This is a genomic window from Oricola sp. (assembly GCF_022763245.1).
Lineage (GTDB): Bacteria > Pseudomonadota > Alphaproteobacteria > Rhizobiales > Rhizobiaceae > Oricola.
In genome coordinates this window covers 91413-111886 of the sequence record NZ_JALEGV010000026.1, presented here as the reverse complement: position 1 = coordinate 111886, position 20474 = coordinate 91413, and the positions used below count along the sequence as shown (strand labels likewise).

17 protein-coding genes and 1 pseudogene are annotated in these 20474 nt (G+C 64.9%); 10 read left to right on the top strand and 8 right to left on the bottom strand.

Annotated elements, in window-relative coordinates; genetic code table 11:
• Nucleotides 1-356: pseudogene (locus tag MRY80_RS11995) on the bottom strand (hypothetical protein); the annotation flags it as partial.
• A gap of 486 nt (nt 357-842) precedes the next feature.
• A complete protein-coding gene (locus MRY80_RS11990; RefSeq protein ID WP_293291256.1) occupies nt 843-1130 on the bottom strand; it encodes a hypothetical protein in 288 nt (95 codons plus the stop codon).
• A 648-nt stretch (nt 1131-1778) separates the two neighbouring features.
• Between MRY80_RS11990 and MRY80_RS11985 the strand changes: the two genes are divergently transcribed.
• Nucleotides 1779-2450 (top strand): hypothetical protein, encoded by a 672-nt coding sequence (locus tag MRY80_RS11985; protein ID WP_293291255.1) that lies wholly within the window; start codon nt 1779-1781, stop codon nt 2448-2450.
• A gap of 99 nt (nt 2451-2549) precedes the next feature.
• On the opposite strand, the gene MRY80_RS11980 is transcribed toward MRY80_RS11985, so the two are convergent.
• The 3 genes from MRY80_RS11980 to MRY80_RS11970 form a co-directional block, all read right to left on the bottom strand.
• On the bottom strand, nt 2550-3023 hold the full coding sequence (locus tag MRY80_RS11980; protein WP_293291254.1) for a GIY-YIG nuclease family protein: 474 nt from the start codon (nt 3021-3023) through the stop codon (nt 2550-2552).
• Nucleotides 3023-5668: a UvrD-helicase domain-containing protein gene (locus tag MRY80_RS11975; RefSeq protein ID WP_293291259.1), complete on the bottom strand. Its 2646-nt coding sequence runs from the start codon at nt 5666-5668 to the stop codon at nt 3023-3025. The genes MRY80_RS11980 and MRY80_RS11975 overlap by 1 nt, the downstream gene beginning before the upstream one ends.
• Nucleotides 5669-5778: 110 nt before the next feature.
• Complete coding sequence (locus MRY80_RS11970; RefSeq protein ID WP_293291253.1) at nt 5779-6723, bottom strand: ATP-grasp fold amidoligase family protein; 945 nt, start codon at nt 6721-6723, stop codon at nt 5779-5781.
• Nucleotides 6724-7150: 427 nt separating this feature from the next.
• Here MRY80_RS11970 and MRY80_RS11965 point away from each other — a divergent pair, with 427 nt between their 5' ends.
• Entirely contained in the window at nt 7151-7675 is a 525-nt protein-coding gene (locus MRY80_RS11965) for a glyoxalase superfamily protein (protein ID WP_293291252.1), read from the top strand.
• Between the two features lie 93 nt (nt 7676-7768).
• On the opposite strand, the gene MRY80_RS11960 is transcribed toward MRY80_RS11965, so the two are convergent.
• Entirely contained in the window at nt 7769-8749 is a 981-nt protein-coding gene (locus MRY80_RS11960) for a nucleoside recognition domain-containing protein (RefSeq protein ID WP_293291251.1), read from the bottom strand.
• 117 nt (nt 8750-8866) lie between these two features.
• Between MRY80_RS11960 and MRY80_RS11955 the strand changes: the two genes are divergently transcribed.
• On the top strand, nt 8867-9319 hold the full coding sequence (locus tag MRY80_RS11955; protein WP_293291250.1) for an Lrp/AsnC family transcriptional regulator: 453 nt from the start codon (nt 8867-8869) through the stop codon (nt 9317-9319).
• Between the two features lie 71 nt (nt 9320-9390).
• Here the strand turns inward: MRY80_RS11955 and MRY80_RS11950 are convergent, their stop codons facing one another.
• Nucleotides 9391-10047, bottom strand: coding sequence for a PRC-barrel domain-containing protein (locus MRY80_RS11950; protein ID WP_293291249.1), 657 nt, complete (start codon nt 10045-10047; stop codon nt 9391-9393).
• Nucleotides 10048-10252: 205 nt separating this feature from the next.
• On the opposite strand from MRY80_RS11950, the gene MRY80_RS11945 reads away from it, so the two are divergent.
• Nucleotides 10253-11326, top strand: coding sequence for an aminopeptidase (locus MRY80_RS11945; RefSeq protein WP_293291248.1), 1074 nt, complete (start codon nt 10253-10255; stop codon nt 11324-11326).
• 10 nt (nt 11327-11336) lie between these two features.
• Here MRY80_RS11945 and MRY80_RS11940 read toward each other — a convergent pair whose 3' ends face one another.
• Nucleotides 11337-12320 (bottom strand): ATP-grasp fold amidoligase family protein, encoded by a 984-nt coding sequence (locus tag MRY80_RS11940; RefSeq protein ID WP_293291247.1) that lies wholly within the window; start codon nt 12318-12320, stop codon nt 11337-11339.
• Between the two features lie 171 nt (nt 12321-12491).
• On the opposite strand from MRY80_RS11940, the gene MRY80_RS11935 reads away from it, so the two are divergent.
• The 6 genes from MRY80_RS11935 (at nt 12492) to MRY80_RS11910 (ending at nt 20467) form a co-directional block, all read left to right on the top strand.
• Nucleotides 12492-14135 (top strand): acyl-CoA synthetase, encoded by a 1644-nt coding sequence (locus MRY80_RS11935; RefSeq protein ID WP_293291245.1) that lies wholly within the window; start codon nt 12492-12494, stop codon nt 14133-14135.
• Between the two features lie 67 nt (nt 14136-14202).
• A complete protein-coding gene (locus MRY80_RS11930) occupies nt 14203-15345 on the top strand; it encodes a hypothetical protein (RefSeq protein ID WP_293291243.1) in 1143 nt (380 codons plus the stop codon).
• Nucleotides 15346-15398: 53 nt separating this feature from the next.
• Nucleotides 15399-15800 (top strand): GFA family protein, encoded by a 402-nt coding sequence (locus MRY80_RS11925; protein ID WP_293291241.1) that lies wholly within the window; start codon nt 15399-15401, stop codon nt 15798-15800.
• A 157-nt stretch (nt 15801-15957) separates the two neighbouring features.
• Nucleotides 15958-17838 carry a sensor histidine kinase gene (locus MRY80_RS11920; RefSeq protein ID WP_293291239.1) on the top strand — a complete coding sequence of 627 codons (1881 nt, stop codon included), beginning with the start codon at nt 15958-15960 and terminating at the stop codon, nt 17836-17838.
• On the top strand, nt 17816-20035 hold the full coding sequence (locus MRY80_RS11915; RefSeq protein ID WP_293291238.1) for an EAL domain-containing protein: 2220 nt from the start codon (nt 17816-17818) through the stop codon (nt 20033-20035). The genes MRY80_RS11920 and MRY80_RS11915 overlap by 23 nt, the downstream gene beginning before the upstream one ends.
• Nucleotides 20036-20122: 87 nt before the next feature.
• On the top strand, nt 20123-20467 hold the full coding sequence (locus tag MRY80_RS11910; protein WP_293291237.1) for a hypothetical protein: 345 nt from the start codon (nt 20123-20125) through the stop codon (nt 20465-20467).
• The last annotated feature ends 7 nt before the right edge of the window (nt 20468-20474 follow it).

The window sequence follows — 20474 nt, the reverse complement described above, 5'->3', positions numbered from 1 at the left end:
GGGACTTCGGGCGGCGGCTGCCACATGCGGGCGAGGCCGAAATTGACGTTTTTGTGGATCACCAGCAGGCCGGCCGCCTGCAGCTCCTCGCGCGCGGAGGGCCGCCTCTCTTTCCAGGGCTTGACTGGGCCCGCCTCGACGCCGCGCGCGGCGATGACGATCAGCCTTCGCGCGGCGGCCTCTGCCGGGCGCAACAACCGCACGATCCTGCGCCAGACGCGGCGCGGCACGTCCTGCGCCCCGCCATCGTCCAGCCCGGCATAGAGCACCAGCACCGCGACGACGCGCAGCAACGCCGCCCGGTTGCGGGCGATCGCGGCTGGCCAGTCGAAGATGTCGGATCGCGCGGCGGTCATCCGGCGAGGGTAAGGGCGGGGAGCGGGGCGGTGGATCAGAGGATGGTGCCTGGGGGCGGCGGGTCTGGTGCAGGGTTTTGTTTTTGGTGGAGTTTTTTGGTTGTCGCTTCGCGACGACCCCCACCCTCTATCCCTCCCCACAAGGGGGAGGGAGGGCGTCGGCATTGCGTTCAACCGTCGCCTGTTGCGCCTGGCTCGAAGTGTTGGGTGAGGGGTGAGGCGCGGGGTTTCCCTCCCCCTTGTGGGGAGGGATCGCCAAGCCTTGTGAGCGTCAGCGAATTGGGCGCGGCCGGGTGGGGGTATTCCGGCGGCGCCGGACGGGCGCATGGGCGAAACGCTCGGGAACTTCCTTCTCCCTTGATGGGAGAAGGTGGCGCGCGCAGCGTGTCGGATGAGGGTGAGGGCGCTATTCTGGAGGGCTCCGATCCGGGAGCCCCCGTCTTGATCCTGCCGTTCGGATCTCGCGGCCTGTCCGGGGGGAGCCGTTTATTTCGGCGGGGTGAACCGCGCGTAGTTCGGGCAGTGCTGCGCATCAAAGCTCGCGCATCCGGTGTAGCCGCCCTCATGCGTGTAGCCCGTGCAGCAGACCCGTTCCGTGCTGTCCTTGCCCGCGCTGAAGCTGTTCGACGTCGCCCGGCTTTGCTGCAGGGGCGCGGTCTTGTTCTGGATTTGAATGATCTTGAAGTCAGACCCGGCGCTTGCCGTGCCCGGATGAAGAGTGACTGCCGAAACGGACAGGACAGTGAGCATCGCAATGGTTGTCAGGGTTTTCATGGTGCCAATCTCCTATGTCGATGCTGCCAGACTGTGTGACTCACCGCATTCGAGATGTGCGTTCGCGCACAGGCTGGCAGTTTCACGATGGAGCCGACACGGCGTCTGCACCGCGCCGCGATGATGCGCGGAAGGGCGTGGCCTGTGGGTCCGGGACGGTTTCTTGGATGCCGCTTCGCGACGACCTCCACCCTTCATTCCTCCCAACAAGGGGAGGGATTGCCAAGCCTTGTGAGCGTCAGCGAACTAGGCGCGGCTGGGTGGGGGCGTGGCGGTAACGGTTCAGCGCACTGGGAAACGTGCGGGACCTCCCTTCTCCCTTGATGGGAGAAGGTGGCGCGCGTAGCGCGTCGGATGAGGGTGAGGCTCGATTTCCAAGGGCCCTCATCCGTCTGCGCCGGTTCACGGAACCGCCGCATCCACCTTCTCCCACGGGGGGAGAAGGGAGGCGCCCCTGCGGGAGGCTTTGCGTCAGCGTCTCAGAAGGTTCGGCGTTGCGAGAATGTGCAGGGGCGTCACGAGGTGGCGCAAAGAAGTCTGAGTCGCCGCATTGGTGTGGATTTTATAGGAAGATGTATCCGATTTGGCCTTGTGTAAGGATGTTCAAAGGATATTACTTCCAGTCGTTCCAATATAGGATTGCGGAAAATGCACCAAATATTGACCGAAATTCCTGGTCGTGTTCTTGAGAATGCTACTTATGCGCTCACTCAGGCGAATATGCATGCAGTCTTTTCCGATCCGGGAAATGAGCATTGGGGGAATATGTCGGTTTTAAACGCTGCTCATGCTGGAGAGCTCTTTCTAAAAGCTATTGTCGCGACGGAACACCCGCTGCTAATTTTCAAAAATATTTTTGATTTTGGCGATAATTCCTCAACGGAAATAAGTCTCGAACGGTTGCTTCAGAAAGCGAAGACGCACGACTTGCAACATCTTCCTAAGATATTGTGGGCCGTTAAGGGAGAGCGAATACCTGATATGGATAGTTTCGAACGAATTCGGTCGATGAGAAACGCTATCCAGCATTTTTATCATCCTGCCGGATTTGATAATTACGGAGAGGCTGCTCGAGATGCGAGCCTAAAACTCATTTACAATATAATAGACCCATTAATAAATAAGTACTTCGGCTTATGCGCTATCGAGTTTCATGAGGATCACTCAATTGGGTATGATTATGTTGTTGCTACCCTTTTGCGACGAGCCTTGAAATTTAATGTTCCGAATGATTTTCACGTTGGTGAAATCGACATTATGGAAGAGTGCAAAAATACACCGAAAAGTTATAAGGATTGGGTCGTTTCAAAATTACTATAATATCGATACCTATTTGGTCGGGAATAGCACTCAAAGAAACTTGAATTTAAATATAGAAATTAATTATTCATCGGTCATAGACCTCATATGAATTGGAAGCTAACTGATTTGATTCTGATTTCTGTGGCCCAGATGCTCTCTCCATTTAGGTAAGGTCATTGCCATCTGGCTTTGCTCCAAAGTCATTTCGGACATTCCGGTGCTATTCATCCAGTAAATAAAATCTACGGAATTACGGTTAATATCATCATCGTAGAAATCACAAAAAGTCTCAATGAAATCCTTCTCAAATTCATCGCCTTTAAAATCGAACCACTCGCCGGCAACCCAAAAATCTGACAGCGCAATGTGAATCGCTCTTTCGAGATAACTCGCGTGCCAGAATGGCTTTATTCCAACTATTTCGATGTCAGGAATCCAAGTTCGCGCGGCTTTTCGGCGTTCTTGGATGTTTTTTGTTTTGCCAACTTTAATGCGATTTCCATTTCGGAACACATAAAGCCAACCGGGATGTCCATGTTTGACGCCGAAGTTCCTAATCCAACTCTCCGGTTGGAAATCTCCTATCTCCATCACACCCGCTCCACAAACCCGTCCAGAACCCGCTTCTGCCCGGCCTTGTCGAAATCCACCGTCAGCTTGTTGCCTTCAACGGCGACGACGTTGCCGTTGCCGAACTTCATGTGGAAGACGCGGTCGCCGATTGTGAAGGCCGACGGGGTGTCGGAGACGGATTTGGCGACGAGTTCGCCTTCGATGGTGCGGCCCTTGACCGATTTGCGGCCGGCGCCGTAGCCCGAGTCGGTTTCGCCGTAGCCGATGCGCTCGACGCCGACGCCGGAGCGCGAGCCCCAGTTCTGCGCGGTGCCGGCGTTGCGGTTCGCTTGCGCGCGCTGCCAGCCGGGCGAGGAGCGGTTGGCGGTGAACGGGTCGGCCTTGTCGAAGCGCGAGGCGCCGTAGGAGCCGTAGCCGCCATAGTTGGAGGACGGCTCGGCGACGTCGCAATGGGCGGCGGGCAGTTCGTCGAGGAAGCGCGACGGCACGGTGGATTGCCACAGGCCGTGAATGCGGCGGTTGGAGACGAACCAGATGTGGCAGTGGCGCTTGGCGCGCGTCAGGCCGACATAGGCGAGGCGGCGCTCTTCCTCGAGGCCGGAGCGGCCGCCTTCGTCGAGCGCGCGCTGGTGGGGGAACAGGCCTTCCTCCCAGCCGGGCAGGAACACGGTCTCGAATTCCAGCCCCTTGGCGGCGTGCAGCGTCATGATGGAGACGGCGTCCATGTCCTCGTTCTGCTCGGCGTCCATGACGAGGCTGACATGTTCGAGGAAGGCGCGCAGGCTCTCGAACTCCTCCATGGAGCGGATCAGCTCCTTGAGGTTTTCCAGCCGTCCGGGGGCCTCGGCCGAGCGGTCGTTCTGCCACATGGTGGTGTAGCCGCTCTCGTCGAGGATCTCCTCGGCCAGCTCGGCATGCGGCGTCGATTCCAGCCGCTCCTGCCAGCGGGCGAAATTCTCCGTCAGTTCGCGCAGCGCGGCGCGGGGCTTCGGCTTCATCTCCTCGGTCTGGACGAGGTCGGCGGCGGCCTTCAGCATGGGAATGCCGCGCTGGCGCGCATAGTCGTGCACCATGCGCACCGACGCGTCGCCGAGGCCGCGCTTGGGCGTGTTGACGATGCGCTCGAAGGCCAGGTCGTCGGCACCCTGGGCGACGACGCGGAAATAGGCCATGGCGTCGCGGATCTCCAGGCGCTCGTAGAAGCGCGGGCCGCCGATGACGCGATAGTTGAGGCCGAGCGTGACGAAGCGGTCCTCGAATTCGCGCATCTGGAAGGAGGCGCGCACCAGGATCGCCATGTCGTTGAGCTTGTGACCCTTGGTCTGCGCGGCCTCGATCTCCTCGCCGACGGCGCGGGCCTCTTCCTCCGAATCCCAGGCGGCGTGGACCTGCACCCTCGAATGGTCCGGATCGGCCATCTCGGTGAACAGCGTCTTGCCGAGCCGGCCCTCATTGTGGGCGATCAGGTGCGAGGCGGCGCCGAGAATGTGCTCGGTGGAGCGGTAGTTGCGTTCCAGCCGGATGACGGCGGCGCCCGGGAAATCCTTCTCGAAGCGCAGGATGTTGTCGACCTCGGCGCCGCGCCAGCCGTAGATCGACTGGTCGTCGTCGCCGACGCAGCAGAGATTGACCCTGGTTTCGCTCGCGGGCCGTTCCGCGCCGTGCGGCGCTGGCCCTCCGCGGGAGGCTCGCGCAGGCTCGGGCGCCCGGTCGGGCCTGCCGCCTGCGGCGGGGGAGGCAGGCGGGGCATCGCCGGGGAAGGGGATGTCGTCGATGGCGGTGGCGACGGATGATGGCGCTTTCGATTTCGGGCGCTGTGCGATCAGGCGCAGCCACATGTATTGGGCGGTGTTGGTGTCCTGGTACTCGTCGACCAGGATGTATCTGAAGCGCTCGTGATATTCGGCCAGCACGTCCGGATTTTCGCGGAAGATGCGGATCGGGTGGCACAGCAGGTCGCCGAAATCGCAGGCGTTGAGGGTCTTCAGCCGGTCCTGATAGGCGGCGAAGAGTTCGCGGCCCTTGCCGTTGGCAAAGGCGCGGGCGTCGCCCTCGGGGATGTCCTTCGGGCCGTAGCCCTTGTTCTTCCAGCCGTCGATCATGTGGGCGAAGGTGCGCGGCGCCCAGCGCTTGTCGTCGAGGCCCTCGGCCTGGATGACCTGCTTGATCAGGCGGATCTGGTCGTCGGTGTCGAGGATGGTGAAATCGGACCGCAGGCCAGCCAGCTCGGCATGGCGGCGCAGGATCTTGACGCCGATCGAATGGAAGGTGCCGAGCCAGGGCATGCCCTCGACCGCCTCGCCGACGAGCAGGCCGATGCGCTCCTTCATCTCGCGGGCGGCCTTGTTGGTGAAGGTCACGGCGAGGATCTGCGACGGCCAGGCGAGGCCGAGCGACAATATGTGGGCGATGCGCGTCGTCAGGACGCGGGTCTTGCCGGTGCCGGCGCCGGCGAGCACGAGAACCGGGCCCTCGGTGGTCTCCACCGCGCGGCGCTGCTCTTCGTTCAGGCCCTGCAGGTAATCGGGGCGCTGCTGCGGCCGGCGGGCGGCCATGGCGCGCGCGGCAAGGCCGCTGGGGGCGGTCTGCCCCGGCCCCGCGTTGGTCGCTGCCGGGGTCCGCGGCTCGTCGCCGAAGGGAATGTCGTCGAATGGGTCGCTCATCGCCATGGAATGTAGTGATTCGGGGGCGAAAGACCAGAACGGAACGAGAATAGCCAGAGCGCAGGAGGACCGGCGGCCGCGCCGTCCACCGTTTTCGGCGTCATGCGCGGTCAGGCGAGGTCGGCGGCGTCGAGCGTCCGGCCCAGCCGGGCGGCGTAGAGCTTGCGCCAGCCATGCTGCGGCGTGGTCATGAACCAGCTTCGGCGCAGGTCCCAGGCGCGGTCGATGCGGTCTTCCAGCTCGGGCCAGCCGACGGAGCTGTAGCCGCTCAGCGGATAGAAGGTGAATTCGGAAAACCAGACCACGCCGTCGGCCTCGTAGAGATCGACGCGGACGAAGTCGAAGCCGGCGCCCATGCGCAGGGCGGTGGCGGCGATGGTGTCGAAATGCTCGGGCCGGGGGATCAGCATGGTCGGCGAGACGCGGTCGACCAGCGTGTCGCGGGCGATCCCGTCTTCGTCGAGGATCACGTCGGCGGGGCTTTCGCCGTGGCGGTCGATCTTCATGAAGACGTAGAGGATGCGGCCGCCGGCGACGTAGCATTTGTATTCGCGATCGACGGGCCGGCCGCCGGACATCACCATCTCCTCGACGAAAAGGCGCGGCCGGATGTGCTTGTAGGCCCATTCGCCGCGACCGCGGCCGTAATAGCGCCGGTTCATCCACTTGTCGGCCCGGCGGATCAGCTCCGCCCGGTCGACCTTGCCGCCATGCACCAGCATGTTCCAGCCCGAGCCGTGATTGGCCTTGACCACGCAGTCGCCCGAAAGCGCGGCGTCGGGAATGTCGCGCGGATCGTCACCGGCCCACAGGGTCTCGGCGACCTTCAGGTCGGGAAACATCCGCCGCACGCGCTCCTTGCACAGGAGCTTGTCGGCGCATTCGGTGAAGCGCGGGTCGTGGTCGAAGAGTTTCCGCCACAGATACTTCTCGTGATAGTGGACCGGCAAGGTGATCCGCGGCCAATAGCCGACCCGGCGGCGGAAGCTGAAGACCAGCTTCGCATGGCGCATGTAGAGAAGCGCGTCCAGCGTTCTGAAGAAGATCCGTTTCAAGTCGCCAGCCTTGCGTCCCGCCCCCTGCCGCCGGGGCAGTGAATGCCGATTGACGCCGCCAGCGCAAGGGTAGACTTGGCCTTCGGTCGCAGGAACTGCGTAAATTCATGGTTTTCCCAAGGAGAATGACGCTCTTGTGAACGCATCCGCGGCGCCGAAGACTTTACGCAAGGGAATATTTACTTCGGGCCGAAAGTGCATGTTCGCGTCCCTCAAGGAACGATGTGCGGGCGGCGGGATTGCGGCTTGACCGGCGCCGGGCGAGGGCCCTACCGTGAGGCCGGCCGGATGCGGCCGGCAGCCCGCGCCCTTCGAGGCATGGCAAACGCATCCATCCGATCCCTTCGTCGATCCTTTCCAGGTGGCGGGCGGTTCAGCAATGCGGGCACTGAACGCTGCGACGCCATCGCCGAAGGAAACGACGATCATGCGTGACCATCACGACGCCAAGCTCATGGCGAAGACCCTGCGCGAGCAACTCGCCCGCGACGACCTGGAGATCAGCCACACCCGCGCGCTGGAAATCGTGGCCCGGCAATTCGGGCTCGACAGCTGGAACGTGCTGTCCTCGAAGATCACGCCGCCCGACGCGATCGGGCTCTCGGCGGCGGCGCCGATCCTGCGCATCTTCGACGTGGACAAGGCGCGCGAATTCTATCTCGACTTCCTCGGCTTCACGGTGGACTGGGAACACCGGTTCGGCGAGGATTTTCCGCTCTATTTCCAGGTGTCGCGGGGCGAGTTGCGGCTGCATCTGTCCGAACATGCCGGCGACGCCTCGCCGGGCGCCAACATGGTGGTGTCGACGCGCGGCCTGAAGGCGTTTCACGCCGAACTGACGGCGCGCAATTACCGCTACATGAAACCGGGGCTGCACGAGCAGGACTGGGGGCTGGAGATGCAGGTGACCGACCCGTTCCAGAACCGCATCCGGTTTCTCGAACAGGCCTGAGGGCCCTGCGCGGGGCCTGAAGTCGCGGGCCTGCGAGGGCAGGCCCGCCGATTCCGGCGCGGACGGTGGGCTGCGTGGTCACGGCGCGATGCTTCACCGTCGCCGCTGAACGGCCGGTTCGGTCGCGTGGAAACCCCATGCGAAGAAGGTGTCGTCGGGCATGGTGCGAAGGAAGGCGGCGATCGCGGCGGTTGCGGCCACGGCGAAAGCGAGCCGGCCTATCAGCACGCCGCCGATATCCGCGCCGAGTGCCATGACGAGCAAGGTGTCCTCGATGATGCTGTGGGCAAAGCCCATGAAGACGCAGGACAGGAAGACCTGGCGAGGGGACACGGCGCCCGACCGCGCCTCGCGGATCAACAGGCCGCCGCCGTAGGAGATCCCCAGGAACAGGCCGACCGCGGTGAAGTGGCCGGCTTCGCCGCGTATTCCGGCGAGCCGCAGCAAGGGCTCCAGGACGCGCATCATCAGCCCCAGAAGGCCGGTGGATTTCAGGATGTCGAGCCCCCAGGACAGGACGAGGAGAATGACGAGCATGGAGACCATGGTCTCCGTCAGCCCCATGAAGAAGGTCGCCCAATCGGTCGATGCGCTCATCGGGATCCAGGCCGGCTGCACGGGCGCCGCCAGCCAGCCCGTGGCGGCCAGAAATGTGTGCAGCAGGAAGGCGTAGAGCAGGCCGCCGGCGACGCGCAGCAGCGTCGTCACCATCATGGCCGGCCCCGCCTTCTGGATGATCTTCTGCTCGATCGGCAGGCCGTGCGCGAACAGGAGCAACGCCGAGAAGACGGTGATGTCCGCGACGCTGAGCGAGGAGACGGGAACGAGGGTGAAGACCAGGGGAACGGCGCCCCAGATGCCGACCAGCATTCCGGTCAGCCATGCCAGGCCCAGCTCCGGAGGCAGCCCGACAAGGCCCATGACGGGTTCGAAGGCAGGGGCGACCGCCTCGACCACGCCCAGCCGCGACAGGAGTTCGGCGGCGATGGTCACCGGGACCATGATCCGGGCGAGAACATAATAGATTTCAAGCGTTTCGCGTGTCTTGCGCAGGGCAGATGCGAGGACCTTCATCCGGGAACTCCATTGAAGTGGCGCTTCCTTGCTACCCCGAAGCCCATCGCATTTTCGGTCAAAGATTGCGCAGTCGTGCAATTTTATTGCACACCTTTCCGAGCACGGGAGACGCGCATGGACCGGATCGACAGAAAGCTTCTGAACCTCCTGCAACGCGATGCGTCGAGGACGAATGTGGACATCGCCGAGGAGGTCGGGCTGTCGCCGTCCAGTTGCCTGCGCCGGGTGCGGCGGCTTCGCAAGGCGGGCATCATCGAGCGCGTGGTCGCGATCCTCAATCCCGCCAGGACCGGGCGGGTTCTGCAGGCGCTGGTGACGGTGGAACTGAGGCTCCACGGAGAGCAGCACATGCGCCGCTTCCTCGACCTCGCGATCGTGGAAGACGCCGTGTCGCAAGCCTATGCCGTCACCGGCGAAACGGATGTCGTGCTGATGCTGTCGCTGCGCGACATGGAGGAGTTCGACGCCCTGTGCGACAGGCTCTTCCGCGACCAGACCAACGTCGCGCGGTTCTTCACCATGATCGTCATTCGAACCGCGAAGAAGGAAACGGCCATTCCGCTTTGAGCAGCCGGCGGGCGCACGAAAAAGGGCGACCCCGAAAGGGGCCGCCCTCTGATGCATCGGTGAAGGGGTGCTTATTCCACCGGTGCAGCAGTCTCGTCCTGCGGGGCAGGAGCCGGAAGGGCGCTGGTGGTGCCGTTGTCGAGACCCGGCGTGGCGCCCATTTCTTCCATGTCGCGCTTGCGCTGCTCGGCGGCGGCCTGTTCCTCGACGGTCACGAATTCAGGCGCGTTCTCGAGCTGCTCGCGGGTCATGTCCAGGGTCAGCGTGATGTCGCCGGCCTCGACATTCTCGGTCACGGTCAGGGCCTCGTAGCGGATGCCGACATCCTTCTCGCCAAGGCCGAGGAAACCGCCGACGCCGATGATGACGCCTTCAAGTTCGCCTTCCGACGAGATGACGAGGTCGTTGATGTCACCCAGCGTTTCGTCCTGGGCGTTGACGACCGTGTGGCCGACGAGCTCGGTGGAGCGGAACTGGTTGTCTTCCTCGTAGACGAAGAACATGCCGTCACTTTCCACCTTGGCGGTGGCGGTGAGGTCCTTCTTCATCGCCGGAGCGACTTCCTCGGCCTGGCCGGTCATGGTGTCGTTGCCGGTTGCGGCGTCGTCGCTCGGCAGGATGACGGCCGGCTCTTCGGCTGCGGGGGCCTGATCCTGGGCCAGGGACGGAGCGATCGGGCCCATGATCAGGGCGAGACATGCGGTCGAAGTCAAAAGCGTGCGTTTCATGACATTCTCCTCTCTTCACGGGCGTCGCATCAGGCGCGCCTTCGAGGTGGAAACGGTTGCAGTGACGAAGCGGTTCCCGGATCGCGGGAACAAAGCTTCTCAGGCCTGAAACACAGCGTGATGGAACCGATCGGCGAACCGTGCGGGTCAAATGTCCGGCCGCTACCGGCTCGATAGGGCGGAGCGGCCGTGTTATGGGCGAAGCATGTCTCGCGCTCTTTCCCGGCTGACGGCGGCCGCCATCCTTCTGCCCGTGCTGCTTGCCGGCCTTGCCGGCTGCACGGGCATTTCCTATTACGCGCAGTCGCTGGACGGCCATCTGGACCTGCTCGCTTCGCGCAAGAGCGTGGAGAAGCTGATCGACGATCCGTCGCAGCCGAGCGACCTGCGCGCGCAAATGGCGGCGGCGAGCGAGATCCGGCAATATGCGACGGACGCGCTCGGGCTGCCCGACAATGCCAGCTACCGCTCCTATGTGGACACGAAACGCGACTACGTGACGATCGCGGTGTTCGCGGCGCCGGAATTTTCGCTGCAGCCGCTGACATGGTGTTTCCCGGTCTATGGCTGCGTGCCCTATCGCGGCTATTTCTCCAAGGAGGCGGCGATCAGCTTCGCGACCGAGAGCCGGGAGCAGGGCCTCGACGTATACGTGTCGGGGATCACCGCCTATTCGACGCTCGGCTGGTTCGCCGATCCGCTGCTCAACACGATGTTCGACCGGGACGAGGCCTCTCTCGCCGGGCTGGTGTTCCACGAACTGGCGCATCAGCGCGTCTATGTGCGCGACGACACCGCGTTCAACGAGGGCTTCGCGGTTGCCGTGGAGACGACCGGCGTGCGGAAATGGCTGGCCGAGACGGCCGACGCGGCGGCCATCAGGCGCTACGAGGCGGGCCGCGCCCGCGAGGCGGATTTCGTCACGTTGCTGGACGAGGCGCGCAAGGAGCTGTGGGCGGTCTATTCCGGCCCCGGCACCGAAGCGCAGAAGCGGGCGGACAAGGCGGCGGCGATCGAGCGGCTGCGGGCGCGCTACCGGCGCATGCGGGACGGGCGCTGGGGCGGCTATCGCGGGTTCGACGCCTGGTTCGACACCCCGATCAACAATGCGAAACTGGCCGCAAGCGGGGTCTATAACGACCTCGTGCCCGACTTCCTGCGCCTCTTCGAGGCCTGTTCGGGCGATTACGAGGCCTTCTACGCCGCCGTCGCGCGGCTGGGCGCGGTGGCGGCGAACCGTCGCCACGACGCGTTGCGGGCCGCCGACAGTTGCGGCTGACGGGGGCCGATCAGGACAGCGCGCCGCGGTCGAGCGCGCGCTTCAGCCGGGCGGCATAGGCGCCGCGCCAGCCCTTCTGCGGCGAGCGCAGGAACCATGACCGCCGGAGGTCCCAGGAGCGGGCCATGTGGTCGTCCATCTCCTGCCAGTCGATGCAGTCGTAGCCGCTCTGCGAATAGAAGGTGAGTTCGGAAAACCAGACGGTGCCGGCGGTCTCGTAGAGATCGACGCGGACGAAATCGAATTCGGCGCCGAGCCGGCTCGCCGCCGCCTTGATCGCCTCCCAGTGGACGGGTTTGGGGATGTCGACCGACATGTTGGCGCGGTCGATCAGGATCCGGCGGGACCGGCCGTCGATGTCGAGCATGGCTTCGCGCGGATTGTCGCCGAAACGGTCGATCTTGAGATAGGCGTACATGACTTCGCCGGCGGCGACATAGAGCTTGTAGTCGCGGTCGACCGGCTTGTCGCCGTCCATCACGAGGGCCTCGACGAGGAGGCGGGGCGTGACGTGCTTGTAGCCCCACTGGGCGCGGCTGCGGCCGTAATAGCGGCGGCGCAGCCATTTGCGGCTTTCGCGCAGGACATGCGCCCGATCGACGTCGCCGCCGCGCACGATGATGTTCCAGCCCGATCCATGCGCGGCCTTGACCACGCAGTCTCCTTGCAAAAGCGCGTCGGGGATCGCCTGCGGATCGTCGCCCTCCCACAGGGTCTCGGCGACGGCCAGGTCCGGGAACCGCTCGCGCACCAGGCGCTTGGCCTGCAGCTTGTCGGTCCATTGCGGGAAGCGCGGATCGTGGTCGAAGAGTTTCCGCCACAGATATTTCTCGTGATAGCTGACCGGGCAGGAGGGGCGCGGCCAGTAGCCGACGCGGCGGCGGAAGCTGAGGATCAGTTTCGGGTGGCGCAGATAGAGCGCGGCATCCAGCGCCAGGAACACGGCGTCGCGCCGCGCGTGGGGCGCCGAGCGGAAAAAGCCAAAGATTTTCAAAGAACGCCCCATCATTCCCGCGCCTCTATGCGCGGGATGGGCGACCAGCGTCAACCCCGTCATGACGTTGCGGCATGAGAACCTGCCACCTCACCCGAAAGAACGGATGACGCCGCAGCGTCAAGGCCTTAAAACGGGGATCGCGCAACCGTCACCGTGGGGAGGAGAAGGATGGAAGGCACGATCTTTGGCGAGGGGCTCGACCGCAATCCGGCCAACTACCAGCCGCTGACGCCGCTGAAGCACCTGCAGCGCGCCGCCACCGTGTTTCCCGACCATGTCGCGATCGTGCATGGCACGCTGCGCCGGACCTATCGTGACTTCTACGCGCGGTCGCGCCAGCTCGCCTCGGCGCTGGCGAAGGCGGGCGTGAAGCGCGGCGACACGGTGGCCGCGATGCTCTCCAACACGCCGCCGATGCTGGAGGCCCATCACGGCGTGCCGATGGCGGGCGCGGTGCTCCTGTCGATCAACACCCGGCTCGACGCCGACATCATCGCCTTCCAGCTCGACCACGGCGAGGCCAAGGTGGTGCTCGTCGACCGGGAATTCGCCGGCGTGATGCAGGCGGCGATCCAGCGGGCGGAGTGCAACCCGCTGGTGATCAATTACGACGATCCGGACTATCCCGACGACGCGCCGTTCCCGAAGGGCGCGATGATCGGCGATTTGGAATACGAGGCCTTCATCGCCGACGGCGACCCGGCGTTCGACTGGCAGATGCCGGCCGACGAATGGGACGCGATCTCGCTCAACTACACGTCGGGCACGACCGGCAATCCGAAGGGCGTCGTCTACCACCATCGCGGCGCGGCGATGATGGGCTACGCCAACGTCATCGCCTCGGGCATGGGCAAGCATCCCGTCTATCTGTGGACGCTGCCGATGTTCCACTGCAACGGCTGGTGCTTCCCGTGGACGCTCGCCGTGCAGGCGGGCACGCATGTGTGCCTGCGCTGGGTGCGGGCCAGGCAGATGTATGACGCGATCGCCGACCATGGCGTGACGCATCTGTGCGGCGCGCCGATCGTGATGTCGCTGCTGATCAACGCGCCGGACGGCGACAAGCGCGACTTTCCGCAGACCGTGACCTTCAACACGGCCGCCGCGCCGCCGCCGGAAAGCGTGCTCTCCGGCATGGCCGACGCGGGGTTCGAGGTGACGCATCTTTACGGGCTGACGGAGACCTACGGGCCGGCGGTCGTCAATGAGTGGCACGCGCAGTGGAACCTGCTCGACGGGCCGCACAAGGCGGCGCAGAAGGCGCGCCAGGGCGTGCGCTACACCGCGCTGGAAGACGTGACGGTGATGGACCCGGAGACGATGGAAAAGGTGCCCGCCGACGGCGAGACGCTGGGCGAGGTGATGTTCCGCGGCAACATCGTCATGAAGGGCTACCTGAAGAACCCGTCGGCCACCGACGAAGCGTTTCGCGGCGGCTGGTTCCATTCCGGCGATCTCGGCGTGATGCACGAGGACGGCTACATCCAGCTGAAGGACCGGTCCAAGGACATCATCATCTCCGGCGGCGAGAACATCTCGTCGATCGAGGTGGAGGACACGATCTACAAGCATCCGGCGGTGGCCGCGGTGGCGGTCGTGGCGCGGCCCGACGACAAGTGGGGCGAGACGCCCTGCGCCTTCATCGAACTGAAGCCGGGCAGGGAGGCGACGGCCGACGACATCATCGCCCATTGCCGCAACCTGATCGCCCATTACAAGTGCCCGCGCCACGTGGTGTTCGCCGAACTGCCGAAGACCTCGACGGGCAAGATCCAGAAATATGTGCTAAGGGAACATGCCAAGGGTGTCTGAGGGGAAGCTGGAGCGTCGCCGGCCGGCATGACGCGTACGCGCTTCTCCGCGCACGGGAGGATCGGCCGTGGCGAAGCAGAGGGATTTCACGTCGGTTTCGGGGGCCGTTCCCTTCACGGCGAAGGATCGCGACGGTTACGAGGAAACCGTCTTCGACATCGACATCCTGCTGCAGTTCCATGCGAACGGGAAGGTCTTCGGGCGCGAAGAGGACGATACGCGCTATGACGGCGACGTCGACATCGCCGGCGACCACGACCTGGCCGGCACGTGGCATGTCGGGCTCAACGACGTGGTGCGGTTCGACCTGAAGCGCGTGAGGCCGGCGCGCGAGCGCGAAAACGAGATCCCCGGCGACGGCTCCGACTATTACGCCTATCCGACGGTCGCGACGGTGGCCTGCCTCGCGGACGGCTTCTACGCCGGCGTCCATGCCAATGGCCGCTTCGTCCTGATCGGTGGCCCGTCTTCCGGCGAAGGGATCCGTTTCGAGCTGCTGGGCGAGGCGGCCGACGGCTTTCCCGCCATGCAGACGCTTCCGAAGCTGGACAATCCGAAGCTCTGGGCGACGTTCCAGTACGGGCCCTATACCGAGACGCATCAATGGACGCCCGACGACGAGCCGCATGAACACACGCAGGGCTTCTGCCTGCGCATGCATGCCGACAACCATCGGGTCGAGGTGGTGATCACCGGCGACAGCGAGAGGAGCGACCTCTTCGCCTGGCCGATGCCGATGATGGTCGGGACGTGGAGCTTCGACCCGAAGAAGGGCTACCTGATCGACCTGGAGATGGCGCGCAAGGGCGAGAGCGACTACCAGTTCGACATCAAGGCGTCGCGCTACTGGGCGAATTTCCATGCCGGCAAGCTCTGCCTGCGGCCGATCCGCGAGGGGCTGGCCGCCGGCGATCGCGGGCCGGAGGAACGTTTCTACGACCTGCCGCCGCTCGACCATGCAAGCGTCTGGCTGCCTTCGGTCGAGGAGGATCCGCTCACCGACCTGCGGGAGCAGTTCGAGCGCGACAAGGAGGAAGGCTCGCGGCTCGGCCTGCGCTCGCTGGAGCAGCCGGAGGAGCCGCCCGCGCCCGCGCCCAAGCCGCCGCCGATGCCGCGACAGACGTTCTGGGACCGGCCGGCCTTCCAGATGATCTTCAGCGGGATCGTCTGGATCGTTCTCATCTGGCTCGCCTTCAAGTATTTCGGCTAAGGTCGTCGCAGCCGCGCGGGTGATCGCGGCGGGAGACGAGAGGGAGCATGTCGATGAGCAGCAAACACACCGGCTCGTGCCTTTGCGGCGCGGTCGCCTTCGAGATCAACGGCGAATTCGACAGGTTCTTCCTGTGCCACTGCAGCCGGTGCCGCAAGTTCTCGGGCACGGCGCACGCCGCCAATTTGTTCTGTTTCGAGGGCGACATGACCTGGCTGTCGGGCGAGGACAGGATCAAGGCCTACGAGGTGCCGGACACGCGCTTCATGAAGAATTTCTGCGCCGATTGCGGCTCGCCGCTGCCGCGCGAGCGCGGCGAGGGGATGATCGTGCCGGCGGGCTGCCTCGACACCCCCGTCGCGATCGCGCCGACCGCGCATATCTTCTTCGCCGACCGGGCGAACTGGGACGAGCACCTGGAAGCAGTGGAAGCCTTCGACCAGCGGCCGGGGTGATGCTGCACCGCAGTAAAAGCAGCCGTCCCATTCCGGATCAACATGGCCTGTCGCAGGGGAAATCGACCGGTTGCTGTAACGGATTCTGAACTCATTGCGAATACGCTCCGGTCTTCGACGGGGGAGTCTGTCCGATACTTCGGACGACGCGGAGGGGATGAAGACGAGAGTTTCGGCCAACAGCCTGCGAATGTTCGGCAGCCGTTTCGCGGCGGCGTCGGTCGTGATGATCGGCTTGTGGCAGGCGTCGCTCTACCTCGCCGCGGTGGTTGAAAGTCACGAAAAACGGGTGGTGATGAACGCGGCGCTGGAGCGCGCGGTGCACGGGCTGTCCGGAAGCATCTCGGGCTACGTCTCCGACCTGATGATCCTGGCGCGCAACGGAAGGCTGCGCGCGCTTGCCGCCGGCGACGCAGCCGGGTGGAAGGCGGCGACGGCGGATTTCGAGGCCTTCGTCTCCGAAAAGCCGCATGTCGCGCAGCTGCGCTTCATCGACGGGTCGGGCCAGGAGGTGGTCCGCGTCGACCGATGGGGCGGAGAGGCGGTCGTCGTCGGGCCGCAGGCGATGCAGAACAAGGCCGACCGCTATTATTTCAGGAACACGATCGACCTGGATGTCGGCGCGATCTACGCGTCGCCCGTCGACCTGAATGTCGAGCATGGCGCGATCGAACTGCCATGGCGTCCGATGTTCCGCATCGCCACGCCGATCGAACCGGCCGGGCCGGAGAGCCGCGGGATCGTCGTCATCAACATCGACGCAAGCGAATTGCTGAACGAGGTGTCCCAGGCGCAGCCGGGCAACGCGGCGCCGATCCAGCTCGTCAACGCCGACGGATACTGGCTGGCGGGCGTTCCGATCGACAAGCTCTGGGGCTTCATGTTCGGCCGCGACACGAGCCTGGCGGTCGAGGACCCGCAGGCCTGGGCGCGTTTCTCGCAGGGCGATCTCGGCGAGTTCGTGTCGCAGGGCAGGCATTACGTCTTTCGCGCGTTCCGTCCCGGGGCGGTGCTCGCCGATGTCGCCGCCGGCGAGGTGGTCGCGAGCGGCGACGGGAACTGGACGCTGTTCGCGGAGACGCCCGGGGCTTCGCTGCTGTCGGCCTGGCGCTGGTATCACCTGCCTTTCGTGATCGTCGGCCTGGCGATCACGGCGACGATCGCGGCGGGCTGGACCCAGATGGTCAATGCGCGGCGCAACTCGGAAAACGAGGCGCGGCGCGCCGAAGAGGAGGTCATGCGCCAAGAGCGGCTCGCGAGCCTCGGCAGCCTCGTCGCCGGTGTCGCGCATGAATTGAATTCGCCGATCGGCAGCGCGGTCACCATCGCCAGCACGATGGCGCGCGACGCCGACGCCTTCGCGCGCGCCGTGGAGGCCGGACCGGTGCGGCGCTCGCAGATGACCGGTTTCGTCAACGACATGCGGACCGGGTCCGACATGGTCCAGCGCAACCTGGAACGCGCCGACAGCCTGATCCGGCATTTCAAGCAGGTCGCCGTCGACCAGACCAGCGAGCGGCTGCGCGAATTCCGGCTGCAGGACCTGATCGACGACATTCTGAGCAGCAACGCGCACCAGCTTCGCGACACCAGGGTCAAGATCGTCAGCGACATCCGCACGCATGGGACGCTGAGCACCTATCCCGGTCCGCTGGCGCAGGTCCTGTTCAACCTGATCAACAACGCGCGCATCCACGCCTTTTCGCCGGACCAGGAGGGCGTGATCTCCATCGCCGCCCGCGACGACGGCGAAGAGGCGATCGAGATCACCGTCGCCGACAACGGCGCCGGCATCGCACCGGAACACCTCGACAGCATCTTCAATCCCTTCTTCACGACGAAGCTCGGGGCCGGCGGCAGCGGGCTGGGGCTCAGCATCGTGCTCAACATCGTGGAGAACGTGTTGGGGGGATCGATCGAGGCGGACAGCACGCCGGGGGCGGGAACGAGCATGACGATCCGCATGCCCAGATCCGTCCTCTCCGCGGACGACACAGGAAAGGAAAGGCCGCACCATGCCGATGAACTCGCAGCCTGACAATGACGACTTCATGGATTTCGTCGAGGACGACGCCGCGCCGAAGGCCGAGCCCTTGCGAAAATGGCGCGTCGCGATCATCGACGACGACGAGGCGGTCCATGAATCGACCCGGTTCGCGCTGCGCGACGTGCAGGTGTTCGATTGCCCGATCGAATTGCTGCATTTCAGTTCGGCCGAGGAGGCGCGCCGGCATGTCGACGCGTTCCGCGACGTCGCGGTCGCCTTCGTCGACGTGGTGATGGAGACGCCGGACGCGGGCCTGCGTCTCGTGCGCGACCTGCGCGAGGCGGGTCTGGGCGACATGCGCATCGTGCTGCGCACCGGCCAGCCGGGCTATGCGCCGGAATTGTCGGTGGTGTCGAAATACGAGATCGACGACTACCGGACGAAGTCGGAGCTGACGCAGACGCGGCTGATCACGGTGCTCACCTCCTGCATCCGCGCCTACAACCAGATCTGCATGATCAACCGCAGCCGGGTCGGCCTGGAGATGATCGTCGACAGTTCGACGACGCTGTTCCGGCGCACCAATCTGGAACTGTTCTCCTGGGGCGTGCTGACGCAGATCGCCGCCCTGCTGCAGGTCAGCCCGCGGGGCTTCGTCTGCGTCAACAGCCAGGCCGGCGACCTGCTGGAGAGCCGGATCGTCAACGCGGCGGGGCGGTTCTCCGACCTGCTCGGCAAGAGTTGCAGGGAGATACCCGACGCGCTGGCGCTGGACCTCCTGCGCAAGGCGTCGTCGAGCGAGCGGGCCGTGATCGAGGACGGCTTCTTCGCGCTGCGCGTCTCCAGCCCGCCGGACAGCGAACTGATCGCGCTGGTGGAGACCGAAGGCCCGCTGGCCGACACCGAACTTGCGCTCTTGGAACTGTTCTCCAGCAACATCGCGATCGCCTTCGACAATCTGTCGCTGGTCGAGCGGCTCGACCAGTTGGCCTTCACCGACCCGCATGTGAACGCGCCGAACCTGAACGCCTTCGACGCCGCGCTGCGGCAGCGCATCCAAGCGGCCGACAAGGGCTTCCGGCTGGCTCTGGTCGAGATCGAGGCCTATCACGAGATCCTCGCCGATTACGGCATTCCCGTCTCGCAGCGGTTCCTGCGCAGCGTCTATGGCGCCTTGTCGGAGGCGTCGCATCCGCCGATGGTCGCGCGGATCGGCGACGGCATCTTCGCGCTTCTCGGCGACGAGGCGAACATCCGGCGCGACGCGATCACCGCGGCGTTCGAAACGCCCTTCGAGGTTGAAGAGGCGGAGATCGTCGCGCGGCCGAAGAGCGTCATCATGGACGTGGACGAGAAACCGGCCTCGGCCGTCGGCGTGATGTGCGACGCGATGTCGGCTTTGACCTACGCGAAACAGTCGCGGCGCGAAGCATGCGTGCATTTCGACGCGGACATGCGCCGGGAGGTCGGCCGCCGGAGCCGCCTGCAGGCCGCGCTGAAACAGGCGGTGAAACATGGCGACGGGCTGGGGGTCGTCGTGCAGCCGAAAGTCAACCTCCTGACGGACGAATGCGTGGGGGTCGAAGCGCTTCTGCGCTGGCGCCACGAGGACGAGCAGATTTCGCCGTCGGAATTCGTTCCGCTCGCCGAAGCGATCGGCCTGACGCAGCCGCTGACGGATTTCGTGATCGGATCGGTCGGGGAATGGTATGCGAAGCAGAACGTCAACGAGGCGTTCTCGGTGGCGATCAACCTGTCGATGGAAGACCTCAACCATCCCGGTTTCGCCCGGCGGCTGCTGAGACAGGTGAAGCTCGCCGGCCTGCGGCCCGAGGCGGTGGAGTTCGAGGTGACGGAGGGCATCGCGATGAAGAACCGGCCCGTCGTCGTGCGGCAGGTCGGGATCCTGCGCGACGCCGGGCATCGCATCTCGCTCGACGATTTCGGCACGGGCTATTCGTCGCTCAGCCAGTTCGACCACCTGCCGATCGACGTGCTGAAGATCGACCGCAGCTTCGTCAACACGCTGAGCACCGTCTCAGCCAAGCGCAGCATCGCCGCCGTGGTCCTGAACATGGCCGAGGCGCTGAACGTGCAATGCGTCGCGGAAGGCATCGAGACCGAAGAGCAGAAACAGGCGCTTCTGTTCCTCGGTTGCGAGACGGGGCAGGGCTTCCTGATGGGGCGGCCGCAGCCGATGTCGGACTTCGCGATCGGCGCGGCGGGCCATTCTGCGAGCCTTCACTGACGCGCGGCCTTGACATCCTCCCGCGGTCGGGCGCTTCAGTCAGGCGCCGGAATGCAGGCCGGCGCGCGACACGGGACAGGCGGGATCATGACGACATCTTCGATGGAAGCGCTTGCGGAGCGGGTACTGCGCGCGACGGGCGAGGATCGCGCGCTGGACTCGGCGATCCGGGAAGCGCTGGACAGCGGCAATGAGGCGAAGCCGCGCTACACGTCGTCCGTCGACGACTGCATCGCGCTGATCGGCGCGGTGCTGCCCGACTGGGCGTGGCATGTGGGGCACGGGCCGCGCGGGATCATGCCTTACGCGTCGCTGCGCCGCCGCACTGCGTCGGAAGACGGTTCGGACCTGCGCGTCGAGGCGACGGCGTCGACCGTGCCGATCGCGCTTCTGCAGGCGATGGTGAAGGCGCTGTCGCCGGCGGATCACTGATCCCGGA